The organism is Pseudomonas sp. ZY71 (assembly GCF_036542145.1).
Taxonomy (GTDB): domain Bacteria; phylum Pseudomonadota; class Gammaproteobacteria; order Pseudomonadales; family Pseudomonadaceae; genus Aquipseudomonas; species Aquipseudomonas koreensis_A.
Map to the genome: position 1 here is coordinate 5,315,228 of NZ_CP144274.1, position 23,569 is coordinate 5,338,796.

Annotated in this window: 25 protein-coding genes; 15 read left to right on the plus strand and 10 right to left on the minus strand. The window is 58.4% G+C overall.

Annotated features, from left to right (window positions below):
- Nucleotides 1-122: 122 nt before the first annotated feature.
- On the minus strand, nt 123-1,217 hold the full coding sequence (gene apbC / locus VY732_RS23550) for an iron-sulfur cluster carrier protein ApbC (protein WP_095123282.1): 1,095 nt from the start codon (nt 1,215-1,217) through the stop codon (nt 123-125).
- A gap of 155 nt (nt 1,218-1,372) precedes the next feature.
- Here apbC and metG point away from each other — a divergent pair, with 155 nt between their 5' ends.
- The 8 genes from metG to VY732_RS23590 all read left to right on the plus strand — a co-directional run bounded on the left by metG (nt 1,373) and on the right by VY732_RS23590 (nt 8,381).
- A complete protein-coding gene (metG, locus tag VY732_RS23555; protein WP_137219165.1) occupies nt 1,373-3,424 on the plus strand; it encodes a methionine--tRNA ligase in 2,052 nt (683 codons plus the stop codon).
- A gap of 114 nt (nt 3,425-3,538) precedes the next feature.
- Nucleotides 3,539-4,108, plus strand: coding sequence for an electron transport complex protein RnfA (locus VY732_RS23560; RefSeq protein ID WP_331691885.1), 570 nt, complete (start codon nt 3,539-3,541; stop codon nt 4,106-4,108).
- A complete protein-coding gene (gene rsxB, locus VY732_RS23565; protein ID WP_331691886.1) occupies nt 4,105-5,313 on the plus strand; it encodes an electron transport complex subunit RsxB in 1,209 nt (402 codons plus the stop codon). Before VY732_RS23560 ends, rsxB begins: the two co-directional genes overlap by 4 nt.
- Nucleotides 5,300-6,283 (plus strand): RnfABCDGE type electron transport complex subunit D, encoded by a 984-nt coding sequence (locus VY732_RS23570; RefSeq protein WP_077574361.1) that lies wholly within the window; start codon nt 5,300-5,302, stop codon nt 6,281-6,283. Before rsxB ends, VY732_RS23570 begins: the two co-directional genes overlap by 14 nt.
- On the plus strand, nt 6,280-6,885 hold the full coding sequence (locus VY732_RS23575; protein WP_077574362.1) for an RnfABCDGE type electron transport complex subunit G: 606 nt from the start codon (nt 6,280-6,282) through the stop codon (nt 6,883-6,885). The genes VY732_RS23570 and VY732_RS23575 overlap by 4 nt, the downstream gene beginning before the upstream one ends.
- Nucleotides 6,882-7,463, plus strand: a complete 582-nt coding sequence (locus tag VY732_RS23580) for an Rnf-Nqr domain containing protein (RefSeq protein WP_137219168.1) — start codon at nt 6,882-6,884, stop codon at nt 7,461-7,463. The genes VY732_RS23575 and VY732_RS23580 overlap by 4 nt, the downstream gene beginning before the upstream one ends.
- Nucleotides 7,460-8,098: an endonuclease III gene (nth, locus tag VY732_RS23585; protein WP_077574364.1), complete on the plus strand. Its 639-nt coding sequence runs from the start codon at nt 7,460-7,462 to the stop codon at nt 8,096-8,098. The genes VY732_RS23580 and nth overlap by 4 nt, the downstream gene beginning before the upstream one ends.
- A gap of 106 nt (nt 8,099-8,204) precedes the next feature.
- Nucleotides 8,205-8,381 carry a PA3496 family putative envelope integrity protein gene (locus tag VY732_RS23590; RefSeq protein ID WP_176091769.1) on the plus strand — a complete coding sequence of 59 codons (177 nt, stop codon included), beginning with the start codon at nt 8,205-8,207 and terminating at the stop codon, nt 8,379-8,381.
- Nucleotides 8,382-8,470: 89 nt separating this feature from the next.
- Here VY732_RS23590 and VY732_RS23595 read toward each other — a convergent pair whose 3' ends face one another.
- Nucleotides 8,471-9,097: a response regulator transcription factor gene (locus VY732_RS23595; protein ID WP_007916656.1), complete on the minus strand. Its 627-nt coding sequence runs from the start codon at nt 9,095-9,097 to the stop codon at nt 8,471-8,473.
- Between the two features lie 507 nt (nt 9,098-9,604).
- Here VY732_RS23595 and VY732_RS23600 point away from each other — a divergent pair.
- A complete protein-coding gene (locus VY732_RS23600) occupies nt 9,605-10,321 on the plus strand; it encodes a hypothetical protein (RefSeq protein WP_077574365.1) in 717 nt (238 codons plus the stop codon).
- A 133-nt stretch (nt 10,322-10,454) separates the two neighbouring features.
- On the opposite strand, the gene VY732_RS23605 is transcribed toward VY732_RS23600, so the two are convergent.
- On the minus strand, nt 10,455-11,672 hold the full coding sequence (locus VY732_RS23605) for an argininosuccinate synthase (RefSeq protein ID WP_016986656.1): 1,218 nt from the start codon (nt 11,670-11,672) through the stop codon (nt 10,455-10,457).
- 129 nt (nt 11,673-11,801) lie between these two features.
- On the minus strand, nt 11,802-12,713 hold the full coding sequence (locus tag VY732_RS23610) for a flagellar protein MotY (protein ID WP_016986655.1): 912 nt from the start codon (nt 12,711-12,713) through the stop codon (nt 11,802-11,804).
- Between the two features lie 160 nt (nt 12,714-12,873).
- Between VY732_RS23610 and pyrC the strand changes: the two genes are divergently transcribed.
- Entirely contained in the window at nt 12,874-13,920 is a 1,047-nt protein-coding gene (gene pyrC / locus VY732_RS23615; RefSeq protein ID WP_008079419.1) for a dihydroorotase, read from the plus strand.
- On the plus strand, nt 13,917-14,594 hold the full coding sequence (gene rnt, locus VY732_RS23620; RefSeq protein WP_008079422.1) for a ribonuclease T: 678 nt from the start codon (nt 13,917-13,919) through the stop codon (nt 14,592-14,594). The genes pyrC and rnt overlap by 4 nt, the downstream gene beginning before the upstream one ends.
- A gap of 78 nt (nt 14,595-14,672) precedes the next feature.
- Here the strand turns inward: rnt and VY732_RS23625 are convergent, their stop codons facing one another.
- Complete coding sequence (locus VY732_RS23625) at nt 14,673-15,275, minus strand: peroxiredoxin (RefSeq protein WP_003227723.1); 603 nt, start codon at nt 15,273-15,275, stop codon at nt 14,673-14,675.
- A gap of 314 nt (nt 15,276-15,589) precedes the next feature.
- On the opposite strand from VY732_RS23625, the gene VY732_RS23630 reads away from it, so the two are divergent.
- Both VY732_RS23630 and bfr read left to right on the plus strand, forming a co-directional pair.
- Nucleotides 15,590-15,808 carry a bacterioferritin-associated ferredoxin gene (locus VY732_RS23630; RefSeq protein WP_003227725.1) on the plus strand — a complete coding sequence of 73 codons (219 nt, stop codon included), beginning with the start codon at nt 15,590-15,592 and terminating at the stop codon, nt 15,806-15,808.
- 200 nt (nt 15,809-16,008) lie between these two features.
- Nucleotides 16,009-16,482, plus strand: a complete 474-nt coding sequence (gene bfr, locus VY732_RS23635; RefSeq protein ID WP_007916671.1) for a bacterioferritin — start codon at nt 16,009-16,011, stop codon at nt 16,480-16,482.
- Between the two features lie 193 nt (nt 16,483-16,675).
- Here bfr and grxD read toward each other — a convergent pair whose 3' ends face one another.
- The 3 genes from grxD to VY732_RS23650 all read right to left on the minus strand — a co-directional run bounded on the left by grxD (nt 16,676) and on the right by VY732_RS23650 (nt 19,645).
- Nucleotides 16,676-17,017, minus strand: coding sequence for a Grx4 family monothiol glutaredoxin (gene grxD / locus VY732_RS23640; protein ID WP_008079424.1), 342 nt, complete (start codon nt 17,015-17,017; stop codon nt 16,676-16,678).
- A gap of 97 nt (nt 17,018-17,114) precedes the next feature.
- The gene (locus tag VY732_RS23645) at nt 17,115-19,220 is read right to left on the minus strand and encodes a molybdopterin oxidoreductase family protein (RefSeq protein ID WP_331691887.1); all 2,106 of its coding nucleotides are present in this window, start codon (nt 19,218-19,220) and stop codon (nt 17,115-17,117) included.
- Nucleotides 19,221-19,354: 134 nt separating this feature from the next.
- On the minus strand, nt 19,355-19,645 hold the full coding sequence (locus VY732_RS23650; protein WP_331691888.1) for a hypothetical protein: 291 nt from the start codon (nt 19,643-19,645) through the stop codon (nt 19,355-19,357).
- Between the two features lie 403 nt (nt 19,646-20,048).
- Between VY732_RS23650 and argF the strand changes: the two genes are divergently transcribed.
- Both argF and VY732_RS23660 read left to right on the plus strand, forming a co-directional pair.
- Nucleotides 20,049-20,969: an ornithine carbamoyltransferase gene (gene argF / locus VY732_RS23655; protein ID WP_038369078.1), complete on the plus strand. Its 921-nt coding sequence runs from the start codon at nt 20,049-20,051 to the stop codon at nt 20,967-20,969.
- Nucleotides 20,966-22,075, plus strand: a complete 1,110-nt coding sequence (locus VY732_RS23660) for an ABC transporter ATP-binding protein (protein WP_093430583.1) — start codon at nt 20,966-20,968, stop codon at nt 22,073-22,075. Before argF ends, VY732_RS23660 begins: the two co-directional genes overlap by 4 nt.
- A 118-nt stretch (nt 22,076-22,193) precedes the next feature.
- Here VY732_RS23660 and VY732_RS23665 read toward each other — a convergent pair whose 3' ends face one another.
- Nucleotides 22,194-22,976 (minus strand): PhzF family phenazine biosynthesis protein, encoded by a 783-nt coding sequence (locus VY732_RS23665; RefSeq protein WP_331691889.1) that lies wholly within the window; start codon nt 22,974-22,976, stop codon nt 22,194-22,196.
- 95 nt (nt 22,977-23,071) lie between these two features.
- Entirely contained in the window at nt 23,072-23,542 is a 471-nt protein-coding gene (gene ybaK / locus VY732_RS23670; protein ID WP_003227741.1) for a Cys-tRNA(Pro) deacylase, read from the minus strand.
- Nucleotides 23,543-23,569: the final 27 nt, after the last annotated feature.

A 23,569-nucleotide genomic window follows, 5' to 3' on the forward strand; every position in this document is an offset into this window, starting at 1 on the left:
AAAACCCGTGTAGGAGTGAGCCTGCTCGCGATTGCAGTCATTCATTCAACAAATCTGTTGAATGGTATTCCGCTATCGCGAGCAGGCTCACTCCTACAGGTTTATTCAGTGTTGCGGATGCATCAATCGTCGCTGATGGTGATGTTCGGCATCGCCGGTGTCGCCGCTTCCTGCAACACAATCCGCGCGCCGACGTGGCGGGCCAGTTCCTGATAGACCATGGCAATCTGGCTGTCAGGTTCGGCGATCACCGTTGGCTTGCCGCCATCGGCCTGTTCGCGGATCAACATCGACAGCGGCAGCGACGCCAGCAGCTCTACGCCGTACTGAGTCGCCAGTTTCTCACCACCGCCCTCACCGAACAGATGCTCGGCATGCCCGCAGTTCGAGCAGATGTGCACGGCCATGTTTTCCACCACGCCCAGCACCGGAATGTTGACCTTGCGGAACATTTCCACGCCTTTGCGTGCGTCCAGCAGTGCCAGATCCTGTGGCGTGGTGACGATCACTGCGCCGGCCACCGGGACTTTCTGCGCCAGGGTCAGCTGGATATCGCCAGTGCCCGGTGGCATGTCGATGACCAGATAATCCAGATCGCCCCACGCGGTTTGCGTGACCAGTTGCAGCAAGGCGCCGGAGACCATCGGCCCGCGCCAGACCATCGGCGTGTTGTCGTCGGTCAGGAACGCCATCGACATGACCTCAACGCCGTGAGCCTTGAGCGGCACGAACCACTTCTGGTCCTTGACCTCAGGGCGGGTGCGCTCGGGGATGCCGAACATGATGCCTTGGCTCGGGCCGTAGATATCAGCGTCGAGAATCCCCACTTTGGCGCCTTCACGGGCCAGGGCCAGCGCGAGGTTGGCGGCGGTGGTCGACTTGCCCACGCCACCCTTGCCCGAAGCCACGGCGACCACGTTCTTGACGTTGGCCAGCCCTGGAATCTGCGCCTGCGCCTTGTGCGCAGCGATAACACTGTTCACTTCAACCTTGGCGATCACCACGCCATCAAGATTCTCGATGGCCAGTTGCAGCAATTGCGCCCAGCCGCTCTTGAACAGACCGGCGGCGTAACCGATTTCCAGCTGCACGTTGACGCGGTCACCGACGATCTCGATGTGCTTCACGCAACCGGCGCTGACCGGGTCCTGGTTCAGGTAAGGGTCGGTGTATTGGCTGAGGACGGCTTCCACCGCTGCGCGAGTGACGGCGCTCATGGGCAACTCCGATAACAAGACTGGGAAAAGATGGCGGGTATCCTACCCCTTCTATCCTCCGGACGGCACGCCCGGCAACGATTTGCAGGGGTGAAATATCTTGCCCGGCGCTTTATAGTGGCCGACCTCCGTTTCATCAAGTAGCGAAGCCCCACATGTCCGAACCACGCAAGATCCTCGTCACCAGCGCCCTGCCCTACGCCAACGGTTCGATTCACCTTGGCCATATGCTGGAATATATCCAGACCGATATGTGGGTGCGCTTCCAGAAGCATCGCGGCAATCAATGCATTTACGTCTGCGCCGACGACGCCCACGGTTCGGCGATCATGCTGCGCGCGGAAAAGGAAGGCATCACCCCGGAACAACTGATCGCCAACGTGCAGGCTGAACACAGCGCCGACTTTGCCGAGTTCCTGGTTGATTTCGACAACTTCCACTCCACTCACGCCGAAGAAAACCGTGAGCTGTCGAGCCAGATCTACATCAAGCTGCGTGACGCCGGGCACATCGCCCAGCGCTCGATCACCCAGTATTTCGACCCGGAAAAGAAAATGTTCCTGGCCGACCGCTTCATCAAGGGCACCTGCCCGAAATGTGGCACCGAAGACCAGTACGGCGACAACTGCGAAAAATGTGGTGCGACCTACGCCCCGACCGACCTGAAGGATCCGAAGTCGGCGATCTCTGGCGCCACCCCGGTGCTCAAGGATTCCCAGCACTTCTTCTTCAAACTGCCAGACTTTCAGCAAATGCTGCAGACCTGGACCCGCAGCGGCACCCTGCAAGACGCCGTCGCCAACAAGATCGCCGAATGGCTGGACGCCGGCCTGCAACAGTGGGACATCTCCCGCGATGCGCCGTACTTCGGTTTCGAGATCCCGGGCGAGCCAGGCAAGTATTTCTACGTGTGGCTGGATGCGCCGATCGGCTACATGGCCAGCTTCAAGAACCTTTGCGACCGCACGCCGGAGCTGGATTTCGACGCGTTCTGGGCCAAGGATTCCACCGCCGAGCTGTACCACTTCATCGGCAAGGACATCGTCAACTTCCACGCGCTGTTCTGGCCAGCGATGCTTGAAGGCGCCGGTTACCGCAAGCCGACCGGCATCAACGTACACGGCTACCTGACCGTCAACGGCCAGAAAATGTCCAAGTCGCGCGGCACCTTCATCAAGGCCCGTACGTATCTGGATCACCTGTCGCCGGAATACCTGCGCTACTACTACGCGGCCAAACTGGGCCGTGGCGTCGATGACCTCGACCTGAACCTCGAAGACTTCGTGCAGAAGGTCAACTCCGACCTGGTCGGCAAAGTGGTCAACATCGCCAGCCGTTGCGCCGGTTTCATTCAGAAAGGTAACGCTGGCCTGCTGGTCGGCACCAATGCCGCGCCAGAGCTGACCGAGGCGTTCCTCGCTGCCGCGCCAAGCATTGCCGATGCTTATGAAGCCCGCGACTTCGCCCGTGCCATGCGTGAAACCATGGCCCTGGCCGACCGCGCCAACGCGTGGATCGCCGACAAGGCGCCGTGGGCGTTGAACAAGCAGGAAGGCAAGCAGGATGAAGTCCAGGCGATCTGCGCCACCGCCATCAACCTGTTCCGCCAACTGGTGATCTTCCTCAAACCGGTGCTGCCGCTGCTGGCCGCCGATGCCGAAGCGTTCCTCAACGTCGCCCCGCTGACCTGGAACGACCACACCACGCTGCTGGCCAATCATCAGCTGAACGAGTTCAAGCCGTTGATGACCCGTATTGACCCGGTAAAAGTACAAGCCATGAGCGACGCCTCGAAAGAAGACCTGACCGCCAGCCAGACCGACACCGGCGCCGCCGCCCCGGCCGGCAATGGCGAGCTGGCCAAGGATCCGCTGTCGCCGGAAATCGACTTCGATGCCTTTGCCGCGATCGACCTGCGCGTCGCACTGATCGTCAAGGCCGAACACGTGGAAGGTGCTGACAAGCTGCTGCGTCTGACCCTCGACATCGGTGACGAGCAACGCAACGTGTTCTCGGGCATCAAGAGCGCCTATCCGGATCCGTCCAAACTCGACGGTCGCCTGACCATGATGATCGCCAACCTCAAGCCACGGAAAATGAAGTTCGGTATCTCCGAAGGCATGGTGATGGCAGCCGGCCCTGGCGGTGAAGAAATCTACCTGCTGAGCCCTGACAGCGGCGCCAAGCCGGGTCAACGCATCAAGTAACACTCGGCGGTGAATTGATCCCACAGGCGTGCCCGGCATGCCTGTGGGATTTTTCATATCTGGCCGGATAATGCCTAACCTTAAGAGACACCCGCCCGTTTCGCTGGCAGAACCATGACCGAACTCGTGCTTACGCTTATCAGTGCTGCGCTGCTCAACAACTTCGTGTTGCACTGGCCGCTGGGCGTCGATCCGCTGTTGGCGGCCAGTCGTCGTCAGGTGCATGCGTTGGGGCTAGCGACGTTGTGCCTGATGTCGGTTGTCGGTGTGGCGGGTTATGCGATCTGGCATTGGCTGTTGGTGCCGTTGCAACTTGAGGCGCTGCGCCTGTTTGTGTTTCTGCCGTTGAGTGTGTTGCTGATTGCGCCACTGTTGAAGCTGCTCGCGCGCAGGTTGCCGAATCTGCCCTTCGAAGGTTTGTGGCCATTGTTGCTGGGCAATGCCGGCGTGCTCGGGCTGGCACTGATCAACGCGCAAAACGATCGGGGCCTGCTGCAGGCGACCGCTTTGAGCCTCGGTGCCGGGCTGGGTTTCTGGTTGGTACTGAGCCTGTTCCAGGATTTGCGTGAACGTACGGCCGATAACGACATTCCCCTGCCCTTTCGTGGCTTGCCGATCGATTTGATCAGCGCCGGATTGATCGCAGTGATTTTTCTCGGATTCAGTGGACTGATCAAAACATGAGTCTGATTCAACGCATCGATGCCCTTCTGCCGCAGACCCAATGCGGTAAATGCGGCCATCCCGGATGCAAGCCGTATGCGCAAGGCATCGTCGCAGGCGAGCCGATCAACAAGTGCCCGCCGGGCGGTGACGAAACCATTGCCGCGCTGGCTGAACTGTTAAAAGTGCCGGTGCTGGAACTGGACATCAGTCGCGGCGCAGCGCCGCCGCAAGTGGCGTTCATCCGTGAAGCCGAATGCATTGGCTGCACCAAGTGCATCCAGGCCTGCCCGATCGACGCGATTGTCGGCGCGGCGAAACTGATGCACACGGTGATCATTGACGAATGCACCGGTTGCGACCTGTGTGTTGCGCCGTGCCCGGTGGATTGCATCGAAATGCATCCATTGCCACCGAGCACGTTGCCGGTGGTTGGCGGTCTGGCATTCAGTCTTGAAGAACAGCGCGCACGGGCGGCCAAACGCGACCACGCGCGTCAACGTTTCGAGCGTCGACACCAGCGCTTGCAACGCGAAGAACAACAAAAGCAGGCAGAGCGTGAAGCGCGGGCAAAACGGGCGGCGCAACCTGAAGTGACTGCAACCGATCCGGTACAGGCAGCACTGGAACGGGTGCGTGCGCAGAAAGCGGCGACCGCTGATGCGGCGCTGAAGAAAGCCAAGATCGATGTGGCCATGAGCCGTGCGCAATTGCACAAATCGTTGAAAGCTTTCGGCCATCCGCCAACGTTCGAGCAGCAGACCCAACTGATCGTGTTGCAGCAGCAGTTCGAAGCGGCCGAACAGGCTCTGGCGGCCGTTGAAAGCAGCGCTGCGCCAGCACCCACAGTGCCTGCCCCTGCCAAAGACGCCGATCTGAAACGGGCGAAGATCCAGTTGGCCATGCGCCGCGCTGATCTGAAAAAAGCCCAAACCGCCGAAGCGGCGCCCGAGCAGATCGCCGCGCTGGAACAAGCATTAAGCGATGCCGAGCAGGCCCTGCACGCCGCCGAAGCCACCAGCGATCAACCTTTGCCTGACCTGGTGCGCGTCGAAAAACGCCCTATCGACAGCCAGCTTCGCCAGTTGAAAACCGAATTGGCCTACGCCCGCGCGGATCTCAACAAACTCGAACGGCGCGCCGACACGCCCAGTGAAACCCTCGACAAGGCCCGCGCCCGCCTGCAAGACGCCGAGCGCCAGGTGCAAGATCATGTCGCCCCTTGAGGCACCCGAAGACCGCCTGCAACAGGCGATGAAACGGGTGCTGCTCGCCGCCTTGCCGGGGCTGCTGACGCTGTTCTGGTTGTACGGCTGGGGCGTGTTGATCAACTTGATGTTGGCTATCGTCACCGCGCTGATGGTCGAAGCAGCTGTCCTCCGACTGCGTCGACAGCCAATGCAGCCGACACTCCGCGACGGCAGTGCACTGGTCAGCGCGACATTGCTCGCCGCCGCCCTGCCACCTTATTGCCCGTGGTGGCTGACGGTAACGGCGATTGCCTCGGGTCTGTTGTTTGGCAAGCACGTGTACGGTGGCGTTGGTAGAAATCCGTTCAATCCGGCGATGCTCGGGTTTGCCTTGGCCATGGTGATGTTCCCCCAGCCGATGACCCATTGGCCGGCCCATGGCCTGGATCTGACGGCAACGTTTCAACAGGTATTCGGCGCAGGTGTGGCACCGGACGCGTGGGCACAGGCCACCGTGCTGGACAGCTTGCGCATCAACAAAAGCCTGACCATGGACGAATTGTTCGCCAGTAATCCGGCGTTCGGTCGCTTTGGCGGTCACGGTGTGGAATGGGTGAATCTGGCGTTTCTCGCCGGGGGCTTGTTTTTGCTGCAACGCCGGGTCTTCGATTGGCACGCACCGGCAGGCATGCTCGCCAGTCTATTTGTCGTCAGCCTGCTGTTCTGGAATGGTTCCGGGTCGGACTCGCAGGGGTCGCCGCTGTTCCACCTGCTCAGTGGCGCGACCATGCTGGGCGCGTTCTTCATCATCACAGAACCGGTCTCGGGAGCTAAAACCGCGCTCGCCCGCCTGCTGTTCGGCATCGGGGTCGGGCTGCTGACTTATTTGATTCGCACCTGGGGTGGGTATCCGGATGGCGTGGCGTTTGCGGTGCTGCTGATGAATCTTTGCGTGCCGGCGCTGGAGCGATTTGCCACTGACCGTCAGGTTGAGGTGAGGCCATGAATCGTACGGCGAGCGCGTTTATTGTGCTGCTGTTGGCGGTCATCGGCATCGGCGCGACCTACTTCGTACAGCGCATTAACGCACCGCAGATTGCCGCCGAACAGCGCTTGATCGAAAGCCGCAAACTGCTCGACCTGCTCCCGCTCGAGACCTACGACAATCAACCGCTGGAACAGCCTCTGGCTTTGACAGACACCACCCTGAGTCACAGCACCTTGTCGGGCGGCTATCGCGCGACCCGAGACGGCCAGGCCGTCGCGATACTGTTGCGCAGTCAGACCCAGGGTTATGCGGGTGCCATTGAGCTGTTGATCGCCATCGATACCACTGGCAAATTATTGGCGGTGAAAACCCTTGAACAGACCGAAACCCCGGCACTCGGCGGGCATCTGGGTGACTGGCCGAATGCCTGGCTGCAAACGTTTACCGGCCAATCAGCCAAAGAGCCGACCGATGCAGGCTGGGCGCTGAAAAAGGATCAAGGACAATTTGATCAAATCGCCGGTGCGACCATCACCTCTCGCGCGGCGATCAGCGCTATCCATGATGCGCTGCGCTACTTCGATGAACATCGGTCGGCACTGCTGGGGAGCGGAACATGAACCGCTCGGCAGCCCTTTCGAATGCTTTGATACTGACACTGCTGCTTGGCACCAGTGACTCCTTGGCAGGCGCACTGGGGGCATTATTGATGTTCGCCAGTGTCGTGGGTCTGTATGGCCTGTGCATGCCTGTTTTACGCTCTCGCCTCACTGGCACGAGCGCATTGCTGGCTGGCCTGCTGCTCGCCGCGACCTTCAGCAGTTGTGCAGACCTGTTGGCGCAACGCTGGTTTCTGCCCTGGCAGCAAACATTCGGCCTCTATGCCGGCCTGATCGCCTTGCAATGCGTGGTACTGGAACACAATGGCTTCTGGCGCTCATCGCTGGTCGAGCGCTTGAAACTCTGCGGCATGTTCGGCGGATTGATGTTGCTGCTCGCCGGGCTGCGTGAACTCATCGGTCACGGTAGTCTCGGCCGGGGGCTGTCCGAAGACTGGCCAGGTTTTGTTGTATTTAGCGAAGGGCTGCACCTGATCACCTTGATCCCCGGTGCTTTTATTTTGTTGGCGCTGCTGTTGGCGGCGCGCCAGGCGTTGATTCGCCCGAACTCGATATCCAAGGAAACGCATCGCCCATGAATGCTGCAAAACGTCTGGAGATTTTCCGCCGCCTGCACGAAGACAATCCGGAGCCGAAGACTGAGCTGGCCTACTCCTCGCCGTTCGAGCTGTTGATCGCCGTGATTCTTTCTGCGCAGTCGACTGACGTCGGCGTCAACAAGGCCACGGCAAAGCTGTTTCCGGTGGCCAATACGCCGGCGGCGATCCACGCTTTAGGGGTCGAAGGTCTATCGGAATACATCAAGACAATCGGTCTCTACAACAGCAAGGCCAAGAACGTCATCGAAACCTGCCGCCTGCTGGTCGAACGCCACGGCAGTGTGGTTCCGCAAACCCGTGAAGAGCTCGAAGCCTTGCCGGGAGTGGGCCGCAAGACCGCCAACGTCGTACTCAATACGGCTTTCCGGCAACTGACCATGGCCGTCGACACCCACATCTTTCGGGTCAGCAACCGCACCGGCATTGCACCAGGTAAAAATGTGGTTGAAGTGGAAAAGAAGCTGATGAAGTTCGTACCCAAAGAATTCCTGCTCGACTCTCATCACTGGCTGATTCTTCACGGCCGTTATGTGTGTCTGGCCCGCAAGCCACGCTGCGGCAGTTGCCGCATCGAGGATTTATGCGAGTACAAGGACAAAACTTCGGACGATTGACCGGCTATTGGAATAATTGATAAGTCGATTGAAAAAATCTTTTTTACCCGCCGCAGGAATATCGATATAAGGAGCGCCAGAGGCATTCTTAGCCGGGAGTTAGCTGATGAGTAGCGACAAAGAGCCACTGGATGTAGATGACGATATCGCTGCAGAAACTGATGATGCCGAACCTGTGCTCGAAGTCGCCAAGACCAATCTCAGCAAGCGCCGTACGATCGATAATCTGCTTGAGGAGCGCCGACTGCAAAAGCAATTGGCCGAGTACGATTTTGATGACTGATACTTGAAAGCCTCCCGAAACGGAGGCTTTTCACTTTCTGCGGCTAGCTGAGTTTGATCGGCCCATGACCCTGTCAGCCATCGATACATTCAGACCAGACCATTACGCTGCGCCAGTTCGATAAGATCAACCAGGGAGCGAGCATTGAGCTTCAACAACAAACGCGTCTTGTAGGTACTCACCGTTTTGTTGCTCAAAAACATGCCATCGGCGATTTCCTTGTTGGTCTTGCCCCGCGCCAACTGCTGCAACACCATCATTTCCCGACCGGACAGACGATCGACCATATCGGCTTCACTGGCATTACCCAGACTGGTACGCACTGTATGCAACGCCTGATTGGGAAAATAACTGTAGCCGGACAAGACGGCCTTGATTGCGCTGAGCAACTCGGTCAAGTCCTGCTGTTTACAGACATAACCGGCAGCCCCCGACTGCATGCAGCGCATTGAAAAGTGCCCAGGCGCCTGGGAAGTCAACACCAGTACTTTAATAGGCATCGCCGTCGACGTCAGGCGTGCAATAACTTCCAGACCATCAAGTTTTGGTATTCCTATATCCAGAATGACAATATCCGGCATTTGTTCGCGAGCAAGTTGTAACGCATCCACACCGTTATCAGTTTCTGCGATGACTTCGTAGCCATGACGTTCCATCAGCATACGTACCGCAAGACGAATGACAGGGTGATCATCCACGATCAGCACTTTATTCATGGGCAAGTCCAGTTTCGCTGTTCGAATTTTTAGAACACGCACAATAGCCCAGTCACTTGCTCTATGGCATGCCGGGGTTATCATGCACTTGCATCGAGAGACATCCCCTACAGCGATCGCGGATTAATCCTACAAAAAATCGCTACCCTCCTAAAAATCCGACGTTATTCCCTCCTCCATCCAAAGCAATAGTTCTCTTCCAACTTGTTACAGACTACGACTGACGACATCGAGTTGGTGACTCGCCGCTGACCTGCACTGGCCAAAACGGCCTCGCTCCCCTTGAGCTTGCGCCCGGCAGACGAGATTTATTACAAACCGCAAACATAACGCAATAGCAGACACACGGACTCGATAACAGCGAGCAGAATATAAACACTTGAAACAAGATATTTATACCCGACCCAATACTTTTACTATAAATATAAATACCTGAAAACCAACTACCCACTTCTCAACCAACACAAACCATTAACCATGAGAAAGACCAGACACAAGAGTACAAACATGCTGAAAATAAAAAACAAGATCACTAACCCAATGACAGTAATTGCCATATTTGCAGCCATTTCGGAAACATCAGCCGCAGTTTCCCTGCCTTTTCTCGACAACAAAGACAGAGAGATTTACGTGTGGTTTCTGATCAGCTTTCCATTCTATCTGCTATTTCTGTTTTTTATTACTTTAAACTTTAACTACCGCTCTCTCTATTCGCCATCAGACTTCGGCAAAGACAAGAGCTTTCTAAAAACAATCGACAACAATGACCGCGAGAGCAAACGAAACACTTCGACTCAGCAGTCATCCACGCAAGGTACATTTGAACTATCAAGTTGTATCGTGCCCAACGAGTCAGCCACAGTGGAATGCAAAGTCTCGTGCACAGTGCACACCGCGCCCGATCCACCTGGGGGGACCAACACCAAGTCGAGTCTGATTGTTCAGCACAACATCCAGTTGCCCGCGTGGATCAGCAACCTGCATCTCATTGATGCGCGAGATGTCGACGCGTCAAAAGAATTAGCCACGATTCTGGAAAATATCCGAAACCTCGACAGGAAAACTGTCCGTGTGGTGGTGTTTCTTTCCAATCATGTGTCGGACGTTTTACTGACGAAAAATGCGCTGCTGCACATCAAGCAGGTTAAAAAAGGCTCAGGCAAAACGCTTTGTATTGTTTATAACCTGTGCTCACAAGCGGTGACGCTGCTGGGACGGGCATGAAAGATGAGTCGTAGCCACGAACGCGAAGACCAGGAGCACGGCTCGATCAGAGATAGGCAAAGAATGATGCAAAAAGGGCGACCTTGTCTCGATGACAAGGCCGCCCTTTTCATTGCGCGTCAGTCTGCAACGCTTAGAACAGCTTGCGACCCTTGTTGGCCGCAATGCGCATGCGCAGCGCGTTGAGCTTGATGAAGCCCGCCGCGTCGGCCTGGTTGTAAGCACCGCCGTCTTCTTCGAAGGTCGCGATGTTGGCATCGAACAGCGAGTCGTCGGACTTGCGGCCAGTGACGATCACGTTGCCTTTGTACAGCTTCAGGCGAACGACACCGTTCACGTTGACCTGCGAAGCATCGATCATCTGTTGCAGCATCAGACGCTCAGGGCTCCACCAGTAACCGGTGTAGATCAGGCTGGCGTATTTCGGCATCAGCTCGTCTTTCAGGTGAGCGACTTCGCGGTCCAGGGTGATCGACTCGATGGCGCGGTGAGCGCGCAGCATGATGGTGCCGCCCGGGGTTTCGTAGCAACCACGGGACTTCATGCCGACGTAACGGTTTTCAACGATGTCGAGACGGCCGATACCGTGAGCGCCACCGATCTTGTTCAGCGTTGCCAGCACGGTGGCCGGAGTCATTTCGACGCCGTCCAGCGCAACGATATCGCCGTTACGGTAGGTCAGTTCCAGATACTGTGGTTTATCAGGAGCGTTCTCCGGGGAGACGGTCCATTTCCACATGTCTTCTTCGTGCTCGGTCCAGGTGTCTTCCAGCACGCCGCCTTCATAGGAGATGTGCAGCAGGTTGGCGTCCATCGAGTACGGGGACTTCTTCTTGCCGTGACGCTCGATCGGGATCGCGTGCTTTTCGGCGTAGTCCATCAGCTTCTCGCGGGACAGCAGGTCCCACTCGCGCCAAGGTGCAATGACTTTTACGCCTGGCTTGAGTGCGTAGGCACCCAGTTCGAAACGCACCTGGTCGTTGCCCTTGCCGGTGGCGCCATGGGAAATGGCGTCAGCGCCGGTTTCGTTGGCGATTTCGATCAGACGTTTGGCGATCAGCGGACGTGCGATGGAAGTACCCAGCAGGTACTCGCCCTCGTAAACGGTGTTGGCGCGGAACATCGGGTACACGAAATCACGCACGAATTCTTCGCGCAGATCGTCGATGTAGATTTCTTTGACGCCCATGGCCTGGGCCTTGGCGCGGGCCGGCTCGACCTCTTCGCCTTGACCGAGATCGGCGGTGAAGGTCACCACTTCACAGTTATAAGTATCCTGCAGCCACTTGAGGATCACCGAAGTGTCCAGGCCGCCGGAATACGCCAGAACGACCTTGTTTACGTCCGCCATGCCATCACTCCACGGGGTTCTACGGAAAGCCGAGGAGTCTACCGCTCAAACGCGATAATTTACAGAGGCGCGACAGCTTAAGACGACAAAGCGACAGAATCTGTCGAGAGCGCGACGATGACCGGCGGGTCAGGAAGTTGCTGCAGTGCTGGCTGGTGTACTCGCTTGAGGCGCAGGTGCGGGGCTGGTCGGCGCCACGCGCGCCAGTTTTACATTGACCCGACGGTTCTTCGCACGATTGGCCGCATTGGTGTTCGGCACGATCGGATATTGCTCGCCATGGAAGCGTACGGTGATCTGCGATTCCTGAATGCCGTTGGCCTTGAAGAAGTCGACCACTGCCAGCGCTCGGCGGCGCGACAGTTCACGGTTGGTCAGGCGATTGCCGCTGTTGTCCGAGTGGCCATCGAGCTCGATGTGATTGACCGTTGGATCGGCCTTCATGAATTCGAGCATCACTTGCAGCTTGGCCTTGGCGGCGGCGTCCAGATCAACGCCCTCGCCGGGGAAGCCGATCTGCGACTGCTTGATCTGGTCGAAATTCTGCGGCAGCAATTTCGCCACACAGGTCTGATAGTCGTTAAACGCCTTGCTGAATTTCACCGGCAATAAACGCACTTCCGAGACACGGCCATCGCCAGACGCGCGACGTACAACCGGGCTGCGCCCGTCCAGCAGACCGCTGATCAGACCACCGGCCTGCGACTGCGAACTGCTGAACAGCACGTTGCCGCTGCCAAGCCGGACGCTGCCCAGATTGATGTCACCACGCCCCGGCTGCCAAGGCGCAGCCGCCGCCAGCAACGTTGCCGAACCACCGCCAAGCATGGCGTTGTAGGCGTTCAGACGGAAGATCGCCTGCTCGCCCGCCTTGCGCACGAACTCGCCCGAGCCGAAATCGGTGATCGGCTGGGTCAGACGACATTCGAACTTGTCGCCGGCGACCGTCCACTCAATGTTCTCCAGACGGGTCTGGTACGTGAGCGCCATCGCGGGAAGGCTGGCAAACACACTGAGCAAGGCTAAATAACGCTGGCGCACGGGAGGCTCCATTGGCTTCTGAAACACAAAGACCGATTCACACTATGTTTACGGCATACCTACGGGATATCGGAAGCTTCCCGCAAAACTTGATAGCGAGTGCCTGCAAGAGTCTTTTCCGGTAGCATTCGCCTCAGTTTGACCCGCCTGGAATCCCCTCATGTCCGACCGCCTGACCCTGCTGCGTCCCGACGACTGGCACATTCATCTTCGCGATGGTGCCGTGTTGACCAATACCGTTGCCGATGTTGCGCGCACTTTCGGCCGCGCGATCATCATGCCCAACCTGGTACCTCCGGTGCGCAACGCCGCTGAAGCCGACGGCTATCGCCAGCGGATTCTCGCTGCCCGCCCGGCCGGCAGTCGCTTTGAGCCGCTGATGGTGCTGTACCTCACCGACCGCACCCAGCCCGAAGAAATTCGTGAAGCCAAGGCCAGTGGTTTTGTCTATGCCGCCAAGCTGTACCCGGCCGGCGCGACCACCAACTCCGATTCCGGCGTGACCAGCATCGACAAGATTCTGCCGGCAATCGAAGCCATGGCCGAAGTCGGCATGCCGCTGTTGATCCACGGTGAAGTCACCCGTGGCGACGTCGATGTGTTCGACCGCGAAAAGATTTTCATCGATGAGCACATGCGCCGCGTGGTCGAGCGTTTTCCGACGCTGAAAGTGGTGTTCGAACACATCACCACCGCCGACGCCGTGCAGTTCGTCAACGAGGCTTCGGCCAACGTTGGCGCGACCATCACCGCGCATCACCTGCTCTACAACCGCAATCACATGCTGGTGGGCGGGATTCGGCCGCACTTCTATTGCCTGCCGATCCTCAAGCGCAATACGCACCAGGAAGCCCTGCTCGACGCCGCCACCAGTGGCAGTGCGAAGTTCTTCCTCGGCACCGATTCGGCACCGCACGCCCAGCACGCCAAAGAAGCCGCTTGTGGCTGCGCCGGTTGCTACACCGCGTACGCCGCCATCGAGATGTATGCCGAAGCCTTCGAACAGCGTAACGCGCTGGACAAGCTCGAAGCCTTCGCCAGCCTCAACGGCCCCCGTTTCTACGGCCTGCCGGCAAACACCGATCGCATCACCCTGGTTCGTGAAGAATGGACCGCCCCGACCAGCCTGCCGTTTGGCGAGCTGACCGTTATCCCGCTGCGCGCCGGTGAAAAACTGCGCTGGCGCCTGCTGGAGGAACACGCGTGAGTGAAGACCATTTCGACGACGAACTGGACGGTCAAAGTGGCGGTGGCAGTTCCCGTCACCCGATGGCAGCACGCTTTCGCGGCTACCTGCCGGTTGTCGTTGACGTAGAAACCGGTGGCTTCAACTCGGCCACCGATGCGTTGCTGGAGATTGCTGCGACCACCATCGCCATGGATGAAAAGGGTTTTGTTTACCCGGACCACACCTACTTCTTCCGTGTTGAGCCGTTCGAAGGCGCCAACATCGAAGCAGCGGCGCTGGAGTTCACCGGGATCAAGCTCGATCACCCACTACGCATGGCGGTCAGCGAAGAAACTGCGCTGACCGACATTTTCCGTGGCATCCGCAAGGCGCTGAAGGCCAACGGCTGCAAGCGCGCGATTCTGGTTGGTCACAACAGCAGCTTCGACCTTGGCTTCCTCAACGCGGCCGTTGCGCGTCTGGACATGAAGCGCAACCCGTTCCACCCATTCTCCAGCTTCGACACCGCGACGCTGGCCGGTCTGGCCTACGGTCAAACCGTACTGGCGAAAGCCTGCCAGGCTGCCGACATCGATTTCGATGGCCGTGAGGCGCACTCGGCACGTTACGACACCGAGAAAACCGCTGAGCTGTTCTGCGGCATCGTCAACCGCTGGAAACAGATGGGCGGCTGGGAAGACTTCGACGACTGATTGATGGTCGTCGGGTAAATCCCGCGCATAAAAAAACCGGCCACGTGGGCCGGTTTTTTTGTACCTCGACGTTGCGCCTTACAGGGCCGCAGCGTTCTCGGTCAGGTAAGCAGCAACGCCTTCTGGCGAAGCGTTCATGCCTTTGTCGCCTTTTTTCCAGTTGGCAGGGCAGACTTCGCCGTGCTCTTCGTGGAATTGCAGAGCGTCGACCAGACGGATCAGCTCTTCCATGTTACGGCCCAGCGGCAGGTCGTTGATGATCTGCGAACGAACCACGCCTTTGTCGTCGATCAGGAATGCGCCACGGAAAGCCACGCCGCCTTCGGACTCGACGTCGTAGGCTTTGGCGATGTCGTGTTTCATGTCGGCAGCCATGGTGTATTTCACCTGACCGATGCCGCCATTGTTCACTGGAGTGTTGCGCCATGCGTTGTGAGTGAAGTGCGAGTCGATCGACACAGCGATCACTTCAACGTTGCGTGCCTTGAAGTCGGCCATGCGGTTGTCCAGAGCGATCAGCTCGGACGGGCAGACGAAGGTGAAGTCCAGTGGGTAGAAGAACACCAGGCCGTATTTGCCTTTGATGGCCGAGGACAGGGTGAAGCTGTCAACGATCTCGCCATTGCCGAGTACGGCCGGGACGGTGAAGTCAGGGGCTTGTTTGCCTACGAGTACGCTCATTGATATCTCCTGGTGTAAAAACTTGAAGTTCAGGGTCCGCGCCAGCCTGCCACCCTCAGGCAACAGCCCTGTGACACGAACCCCCTTCGCAAGGGCCGACCATCATACACTGCGAATTTGGCCTGTCCTTAACGGTTTTTTAAAGCAGGCGCAGAACGGCGCTGCATTTACGGGGCCAGGCAAATCGCCAGCAAATACCGTTCGTCAGTCATGGCTATTAATCAGCTGAAGCGTTCCGAAAGCACTTTGACAATCATTCTCGTTAACATTAAGATCCATCGCAATTGAGTCACAACCAGCGACGGTTCTCACTTATGTATGTTTGTCTCTGCACTGGCGTCACCGACGGACAGATCCGCGAAGCGATCTATGAAGGTTGCTGCAGCTATAAAGAAGTCCGCCAGGCCACCGGCGTCGCCAGCCAATGCGGCAAATGTGCCTGCCTTGCCAAGGAAGTGGTCCGCGAAACCCTGACCAAGCTGCAAACTGCCCAGGCCGCGATCCCTTATCCGGTAGAATTTACTGCCGCGTAACTCCCCCCATTTCAAAGAACCGGACTTATGTCCGGTTTTTTTATGCCTGAAAATCAATTGCTTAGCGTCCAGACGCGGAACACAAACATTCTTATTCCGATTAATTTTCATATATTATTCAATAACTTAGGTTTGACACTTATAAGTACGAAGCTCAAACTCTGCCGTATATACAGCGAATACAGGGCAGGACTCCGATCATGAAAGGCGACATTACAGTCATCCAGCATCTCAACAAGATCCTTGCCAATGAGCTGGTCGCGATCAATCAGTACTTCCTGCATGCGCGCATGTATGAAGATTGGGGTCTGAACAAGCTCGGCAAGCACGAATACAAAGAATCCATCGACGAGATGAAACACGCGGACAAGCTGATCAAGCGCATCCTGTTCCTCGAAGGCCTGCCGAACGTGCAGGACCTGGGCAAGCTGCACATCGGCGAGCACACCAAGGAAATGCTGGAGTGCGACCTGCGTATCGAGAAGACCGGTCACGCTGACCTGAAGACCGCGATCGCACATTGCGAAACTGTCGGTGACTTCGGTAGCCGTGAACTGCTTGAAGACATTCTCGAATCCGAAGAAGAACATATCGACTGGCTGGAAACCCAGCTGGGTCTGATCGATAAAGTCGGTCTTGAGAACTATCTGCAATCGCAGATGGGCGAAGAGTAAGTTAGCGCCCGCTAAACTCCAGACACTAAAAAGCCCCGCCCTCTTTCGAGGCGCGGGGCTTTTTATTGCCCGGATTTCAGTCAATGCTGAAACCCTGTGGGAGCCAGCGTGCTGGCGATAGCATCATGTCAGCCGAGAACGTCGTCAGCGGCAGAAAGCATTCGCGAGCAGGCTCGCTCCCACAAAAGCCGGATCAGGCTTCGGACTTGTTCGCAGCAGCCGCTTCAACAGCCGACTTGATGGTGCTTTGCAGCGAACCGTCTGCAGCCATCTCGGTCATGATGTCGCTACCGCCGACCAGTTCACCGCCGACCCACAGTTGCGGGAAAGTCGGCCAGTTGGCGTACTTCGGCAGGTTGGCGCGGATTTCCGGGTTCTGCAGGATGTCCACGTACGCAAACTTTTCGCCACACGCCATCACAGCCTGCGCAGCTTTCGCGGAGAAGCCACACTGTGGGGCATTCGGCGAGCCTTTCATGTAAAGCAGAATGGTGTTGTTGGCAATCTGCTCTTTAATCGTTTCGATGATATCCATGGAGCACCTCGGCTGAACTTTCCGACTCATGGGTCGGCACGGTGACGCATTGTAACGGAATCCCGAGCGCCATGCTCGGTCTCCCCGACAGTCATGTTCAGGCCGCCGCCACCGTGACCGGCACGCCATTAAGCGCCGCGTTACCCGACAACTCATCAAGCTGGCATTCATCGGTCAGGTCATTGGCACTCGACCCCGGCTGACCGCTGGCAATCGCCATTTGCACACCTGGCCGCGCATGGCCCCAGCCGTGCGGCAAACTGACCACACCCCTCATCATGTCCAGACTGCCAAGCACTTCCACCTCGATCTGGCCGACCCGCGAACTGACGCGCACAAGCTGACCATCGTTGAGACCACGACTGGCAAGATCATCCGGGTGCATCAGCAACTGATGACGCGGCTTGCCCTTCACCAGACGGTGATAGTTGTGCATCCACGAATTGTTGCTGCGTACGTGGCGGCGGCCAATCATCAACAGCTCATCAGCGGCCGGAGCCTGTAGCGCAGCGAAACGTGCAAGGTCAGCGAGAATCTCTGGCGGAGCGGCCTGCACGCGCTGATTCGGCGTTTTAAGACGCGACGCCAGATTCGCTTTCAGCGCCCCCAGATCAATCCCGTGGGGATGATCGAACAACGTCGCCAGTGACAGCTTTTGCTCAGACGCGTCGCCGTACATCCCCATACGCAGGCCCATGTCGATCATTTTCGCCGGTGGCATGGTCGGTTTCAGCTCCTTGCCGGTATTTTCGGCAAAGGCCTTGGCCAGGCCGACGAAGATCTCCCAGTCATGCAAGGCGCCCTCTGGCTTGGCGAGGATCGCGCGGTTGAAGCGGGTGACGTTACGCACCGCGAACAGATTGAACGTCGTGTCGTAGTGATCATTCTCCAGCGCCGAGGTCGACGGCAGGATCAGGTCGGCATAGCGCGTGGTTTCATTGATGTACAGGTCGATGCTGACCATGAACTCGAGACCGTCCAGCGCCTGCTCCAGTTGCCGCCCGTTCGGCGTCGACAGCACCGGGTTGCCTGCGACGGTGATCAGTGCACGGATCTGGCCCTCACCTTCAGTAAGCATCTCTTCGGCCAGCGCCGAGACCGGTAACTCGCCGCCGTATTCAGGACGTCCCGAGACACGGCTCTGCCATTTGTTGAAATGCCCGCCCGAGGTCGACGCCACCAGATCCACCGCAGGTTCGGTGCACAGCGCGCCGCCAACCCGGTCGAGGTTGCCAGTGACCAGATTGATCAACTGCACGACCCAATGGCACAGCGTACCGAACGCTTGCGTCGAAACGCCCATGCGCCCATAGCACACCGCACTCGGCGCTGCGGCGAAGTCGCGGGCCAGTTGGCGGATCTGCTCAGCAGGCACGGCGCACAGCGGGCTCATGGCTTCAGCAGTGAAACCTGCGACGGCTGCACGCACTTCGTCCATGCCATCAACCGGCAGATGACTGTCGCGGGTCAGCCCCTCGCTAAACAGCGTGTTGAGCACGCCAAACAACAACGCCGCATCGCCCCCGGGACGCACGAACAAATGTTGGTCGGCTATCGCCGCCGTCTCGCTGCGCCGTGGATCGACCACAACGACTTTACCGCCGCGCGCCTGGATTGCCTTTAAACGTTTCTCGACATCCGGCACGGTCATGATGCTGCCGTTGGACGCCAGCGGGTTGCCGCCGAGGATCAGCATGAAGTCGGTGTGATCAATGTCCGGAATCGGCAGCAGCAGGCCGTGGCCATACATCAGATAGCTGCTCAGGTGATGTGGCAACTGATCGACCGAGGTCGCCGAGAAGCGATTACGCGTCTTCAACAACCCGAGGAAATAGTTGCTGTGGGTCATCAACCCGTAATTGTGCACGCTCGGATTACCCTGATATACCGCCACGGCGTTCTGACCATGCCGCTCCTGAATTGCCGCCAGCCTCTCGGCCACCAGCGTAAACGCCTCGTCCCACTCGATCGGCAGCCATTCACTGCCCACCCGGCGCATAGGCTGACGCAGACGATCCGGATCGTTCTGGATATCTTGCAGGGCCACGGCTTTGGGGCAGATGTGGCCACGGCTGAAGGTGTCGAGCGCATCACCCTTGATCGAGGTGATCGCGACATTACCGTCAGTTTCGGTGGTCTCGATGGTCAGCCCGCAAATGGCTTCGCACAGGTGGCAGGCACGGTGATGGAGAGTCTTGGTCATGGCCAGTCTCTGTCTTGTTCTGGGCGGGTAATCACGCCCGCGGGAACAAAACTATGGCCCCGGCGCCGTTCAGGCGCCAGCGACGTTCGTCTTGTGAATCGACACCTATCAGGTGAGCCGATAAACCGCCATGATCAGTTCGACGGCAACTGCGGCGGCGCGGCCAGCTGAATTTCCTGGATGGTTTCGATCTGCTCGTGGGCGACGTGTACGCCGGTGAGTTCGCCGATCAATCGCCAGTGTTCGTCGAGGCCGGCACTGATGGTCGCCATGCGATCGATCATGTGGCGACCGACGGTCTTCACCACTTCGTCTTCGCTGCGCAGCAGTTCGAAGGACATTGAGGTGACCGACGCGGTGAGATGGGTCAGAGAGCGAGCCGTATGGCCCAGCAATTCCATTAACAGTTTTTCTTTCGATTCCATGCGGAGGCTTCCTGCGTCGCTCGAAACTTATTTATAACCCAGCACTTTGCTTTAGCAAATGTTTCAGCCTGAGCATCCGACCAAATGATGGCATGGCGCCACGGTCGTAAACCGACCCAAGCGACACGATCCCCGCCACGCCGCATTGCCAAGCCCTGCGAGGCCAGTGTACAAAGAGGCTCGCGGCGCCCCTGAACCCGGCTGCAAATGCGCGACTGCAACATCCAGTGCACCCTTCGATTTCCGCAAAAACCGTAGCCTATTGGAAAAACGCGACATTTAGTGTCAATATCGCGCCTTCCCCTATTTCGTCGCCCCGTGCGGCTTACGCCGCAGGTCTCGCCCGTTGTTCCGCTAAACAAGGCTTTGAGCATCTGCGGTTTGTAGCAAAAGGTAGTCAATGATGAGCGCAAGGCACTTTCTCTCCCTGATGGATTGCACGCCCGAAGAGCTGGTCAGCGTGATCCGTCGAGGCGTTGAGCTCAAGGACCTGCGTAACCGCGGCGTACTGTTCGAGCCTCTGAAAAACCGCGTGCTGGGCATGATCTTCGAGAAGTCCTCGACCCGTACCCGGATCTCCTTCGAGGCTGGCATGATCCAGCTCGGCGGCCAGGCGATCTTCCTCTCGCCCCGCGATACCCAACTGGGCCGTGGCGAGCCGATCGGCGACTGCGCCATCGTCATGTCGAGCATGCTCGATGCGGTGATGATCCGTACCTTTGCCCACAGCACCTTGACCGAATTCGCCGCCAACTCCCGCGTGCCCGTGATCAACGGCCTGTCCGATGACCTGCACCCGTGTCAGTTGCTGGCCGACATGCAGACGTTCCTTGAGCATCGTGGCTCGATCCAAGGCAAAACCGTGGCCTGGATCGGCGACGGCAACAACATGTGCAACAGCTATATAGAAGCGGCGATGCAGTTCGACTTCCAGTTGCGCGTTGCCTGCCCGGAAGGCTACGAGCCCAACCCAGAGTTCGTCGCCAAGGCTGGCGATCGTGTGACCATCGTCCGTGATCCTGCCGACGCCGTACGCGGCGCGCACCTGGTGAGCACCGATGTCTGGACTTCGATGGGTCAGGAAGAGGAAACTGCCAAGCGCCTCAAGCTGTTCGCGCCGTTCCAGGTCAACCGTGCCCTGCTCGACCTCGCTGCCGAGGACGTGCTGTTCATGCACTGCCTGCCTGCGCACCGTGGCGAAGAAATCAGCCTCGACCTGCTTGATGACCCGCGCTCTGTCGCGTGGGATCAGGCAGAAAACCGTCTCCACGCACAGAAGGCCCTGCTCGAGTTCCTCGTCGAACCGGCATATCACCACGCATGAGCCATGAATTACTGCTGAACCTGCGCAACCTCGCTTGCGGTTATCAAGATCAACGCGTGGTGCAGAACCTCAATCTGCACCTCAACGCCGGTGACATCGGCTGCCTGCTCGGCTCGTCCGGCTGCGGCAAGACCACCACCCTGCGCGCCATCGCCGGTTTCGAGCCGGTGCATGAAGGTGAGATCACCCTCGGCGGCGAAACCATTTCCAGCGCCGGTTTCACTCTGGCGCCGGAGAAACGCCGGATCGGGATGGTGTTTCAGGATTACGCACTGTTCCCGCACCTGAGCGTCGCCGACAATATTGCCTTCGGTATCCGCAAGCATCCGAACAAGGAGCGCGTGACCGAAGAACTGCTCGAACTGGTCAACCTGAAGAACCTCGGCAAACGCTTCCCTCACGAGTTGTCCGGCGGCCAGCAACAGCGCGTAGCCCTCGCCCGCGCATTGGCGCCGGAGCCGCAATTGCTGCTGCTCGATGAGCCGTTCTCCAACCTCGATGGCGAGCTGCGCCGCAAGCTCAGTCATGAGGTGCGCGACATTCTCAAGGCCCGTGGCACCAGTGCGATTCTGGTGACCCACGACCAGGAAGAAGCCTTCGCCGTCAGCGATCACGTTGGCGTGTTCAAGGAGGGGCGCCTGGAGCAATGGGACACGCCGTACAACCTGTATCACGAACCGGCAACGCCGTACGTGGCCAGCTTCATCGGTCAGGGTTACTTTATTCGCGGCCAGCTCGGCAGCCCGGAATCGGTGCAGACCGAACTGGGTGAGTTGCGCGGGAATCGCGCTTATACGTGGCCGATTGGCGGCGCGGTGGATGTGCTGCTGCGCCCGGATGACATTGTTTATGCGCCGGACAGTGGTTTGAAAGCGCGGATTGTCGGCAAGACGTTCCTTGGCGCGTCGACGCTGTATCGTCTGCAGTTGCCTACGGGGGCGCAGTTGGAGTCGATTTTTCCGAGCCACGCTGATCATCAGGTTGGCGCGGAAGTGGGGATTCGGGTTGCCGCTGAACACCTCGTACTGTTCCAGGCATCGGGCAGCACCGCCGCACAAATCCCGGCAGTGGAAAACGGCGTGCGCCGCTACAGCGCCGCCCTCTGATCCAACACCCATTCTCCTTGTAGGAGTGAGCCTGCTCGCGATAGCGGTGTGTCAATCAACATATATATCGACTGACACACCGCTATCGCGAGCAGGCTCACTCCTACAGGGGGTTGCGTTAACCCAGGATCAAGGTGCCGCTGGCAACCAGCGTCGCATTGCCGCCGATTTTTACTCGCTCGCCCTCTAGCCGACAGAACAACTCCCCACCCCGCGCCGAACGCTGATACGCCGTCAGACTCGACTTGCCCAGACGCTTCGACCAATACGGGATCAGACTGCAATGCGTCGAACCGGTCACCGGATCTTCATTGATGCCAATCGCCGGGGCGAAATAGCGCGAGACAAAATCGTGCTGATTGCCGCGCGCCGTGACGATCGCACCCAGCCACGGCAGCTTGGCCAGCGCAACCATGTCCGGTTTGCAATCAAGCACGGCCTGCTCCGACTCCAGCACCACGAACAGTTCGTTCGAGCCGAGCACATCCACCGCCTCAACACCCAGCGCCCGCTCGACGTCCAGCGTCACACCAATCTCTGACGGTACGATCGAGGGGAAATCCAGCCACAACCGATCACCCTCTCGAGTGACGCTCAGTGCGCCGGACTTACAAGTGAAGTCGATACGCTCGGCGGTTTCCTTATAGATCTCGAACAGCACATAAGCGCTGGCCAGCGTGGCGTGCCCGCACAACGGTACTTCAGTGGTCGGGGTGAACCAGCGGATATGCCAGACCGATCCCTCACGCACCAGAAACGCAGTTTCCGCCAGATTGTGTTCGCCGGCGATCTTCTGCATCAGCTCATCCGCGAGCCATGCATCCAACCGGTAAATCATCGCCGGATTGCCACTGAACGGCCGATCACTGAACGCGTCGACCTGATGAAACTCGAGCTGCATAACCTTCTCCCTAAGTCAGTCGCCAGAGCATGCAACCACGATGCGCTCAGCGCCAGTGACAGAACCGGGCAATTTTCTACATACAGCGATAACGCTTACGCGCGGCCGATATCGGCAAATTTCGCCTGGGTATGCTCGGCGAGCACGGCGGGTGCCAGTTCGACCTCCAGGCCTCGCCGACCGGCGCTGACATAAATAGTCGCAAAACCCTGAGCCGAGTTATCGATGAAGGTGCGCAGGCGCTTCTTCTGCCCCAACGGGCTAATGCCGCCCAACAGATAACCGGTGGAACGCTGGGCTGCTGCCGGGTCGGCCATCTCGACTTTTTTCACACCTGCCGCATGCGCCAGACCTTTGAGGTCGAGGCTTCCGACGACCGGCACCACCGCCACCAGTAACTCGCCCTTTTCGCTGGCCGCGAGCAGGGTTTTAAACACCTGCGCCGGCTCAAGCGCCAGTTTCTCTGCGGCCTCCAGCCCATAGGACGCGGCCTTTGGGTCATGTTCGTAACTGTGCACGCGATGTTCGGCACGAACTTTTTTCAACAAGTCCAACGCAGGGGTCATGGCAGCTCCGGGCTCGGCATTGACGGA

What these genes read in the sequence shown, in the direction of transcription:
- apbC (WP_095123282.1), bottom strand. Translation starts at nt 1,217, where the DNA reads ATGAGCGCCGTCACTCGCGCAGCGGTGGAAGCCGTCCTCAGCCAATAC.
- metG (WP_137219165.1), top strand. Translation starts at nt 1,373, where the DNA reads ATGTCCGAACCACGCAAGATCCTCGTCACCAGCGCCCTGCCCTACGCC.
- VY732_RS23560 (WP_331691885.1), top strand. Translation starts at nt 3,539, where the DNA reads ATGACCGAACTCGTGCTTACGCTTATCAGTGCTGCGCTGCTCAACAAC.
- rsxB (WP_331691886.1), top strand. Translation starts at nt 4,105, where the DNA reads ATGAGTCTGATTCAACGCATCGATGCCCTTCTGCCGCAGACCCAATGC.
- VY732_RS23570 (WP_077574361.1), top strand. Translation starts at nt 5,300, where the DNA reads ATGTCGCCCCTTGAGGCACCCGAAGACCGCCTGCAACAGGCGATGAAA.
- VY732_RS23575 (WP_077574362.1), top strand. Translation starts at nt 6,280, where the DNA reads ATGAATCGTACGGCGAGCGCGTTTATTGTGCTGCTGTTGGCGGTCATC.
- VY732_RS23580 (WP_137219168.1), top strand. Translation starts at nt 6,882, where the DNA reads ATGAACCGCTCGGCAGCCCTTTCGAATGCTTTGATACTGACACTGCTG.
- nth (WP_077574364.1), top strand. Translation starts at nt 7,460, where the DNA reads ATGAATGCTGCAAAACGTCTGGAGATTTTCCGCCGCCTGCACGAAGAC.
- VY732_RS23590 (WP_176091769.1), top strand. Translation starts at nt 8,205, where the DNA reads ATGAGTAGCGACAAAGAGCCACTGGATGTAGATGACGATATCGCTGCA.
- VY732_RS23595 (WP_007916656.1), bottom strand. Translation starts at nt 9,097, where the DNA reads ATGAATAAAGTGCTGATCGTGGATGATCACCCTGTCATTCGTCTTGCG.
- VY732_RS23600 (WP_077574365.1), top strand. Translation starts at nt 9,605, where the DNA reads ATGCTGAAAATAAAAAACAAGATCACTAACCCAATGACAGTAATTGCC.
- VY732_RS23605 (WP_016986656.1), bottom strand. Translation starts at nt 11,672, where the DNA reads ATGGCGGACGTAAACAAGGTCGTTCTGGCGTATTCCGGCGGCCTGGAC.
- pyrC (WP_008079419.1), top strand. Translation starts at nt 12,874, where the DNA reads ATGTCCGACCGCCTGACCCTGCTGCGTCCCGACGACTGGCACATTCAT.
- VY732_RS23625 (WP_003227723.1), bottom strand. Translation starts at nt 15,275, where the DNA reads ATGAGCGTACTCGTAGGCAAACAAGCCCCTGACTTCACCGTCCCGGCC.
- VY732_RS23630 (WP_003227725.1), top strand. Translation starts at nt 15,590, where the DNA reads ATGTATGTTTGTCTCTGCACTGGCGTCACCGACGGACAGATCCGCGAA.
- bfr (WP_007916671.1), top strand. Translation starts at nt 16,009, where the DNA reads ATGAAAGGCGACATTACAGTCATCCAGCATCTCAACAAGATCCTTGCC.
- grxD (WP_008079424.1), bottom strand. Translation starts at nt 17,017, where the DNA reads ATGGATATCATCGAAACGATTAAAGAGCAGATTGCCAACAACACCATT.
- VY732_RS23645 (WP_331691887.1), bottom strand. Translation starts at nt 19,220, where the DNA reads ATGACCAAGACTCTCCATCACCGTGCCTGCCACCTGTGCGAAGCCATT.
- VY732_RS23650 (WP_331691888.1), bottom strand. Translation starts at nt 19,645, where the DNA reads ATGGAATCGAAAGAAAAACTGTTAATGGAATTGCTGGGCCATACGGCT.
- argF (WP_038369078.1), top strand. Translation starts at nt 20,049, where the DNA reads ATGAGCGCAAGGCACTTTCTCTCCCTGATGGATTGCACGCCCGAAGAG.
- VY732_RS23660 (WP_093430583.1), top strand. Translation starts at nt 20,966, where the DNA reads ATGAGCCATGAATTACTGCTGAACCTGCGCAACCTCGCTTGCGGTTAT.
- VY732_RS23665 (WP_331691889.1), bottom strand. Translation starts at nt 22,976, where the DNA reads ATGCAGCTCGAGTTTCATCAGGTCGACGCGTTCAGTGATCGGCCGTTC.
- ybaK (WP_003227741.1), bottom strand. Translation starts at nt 23,542, where the DNA reads ATGACCCCTGCGTTGGACTTGTTGAAAAAAGTTCGTGCCGAACATCGC.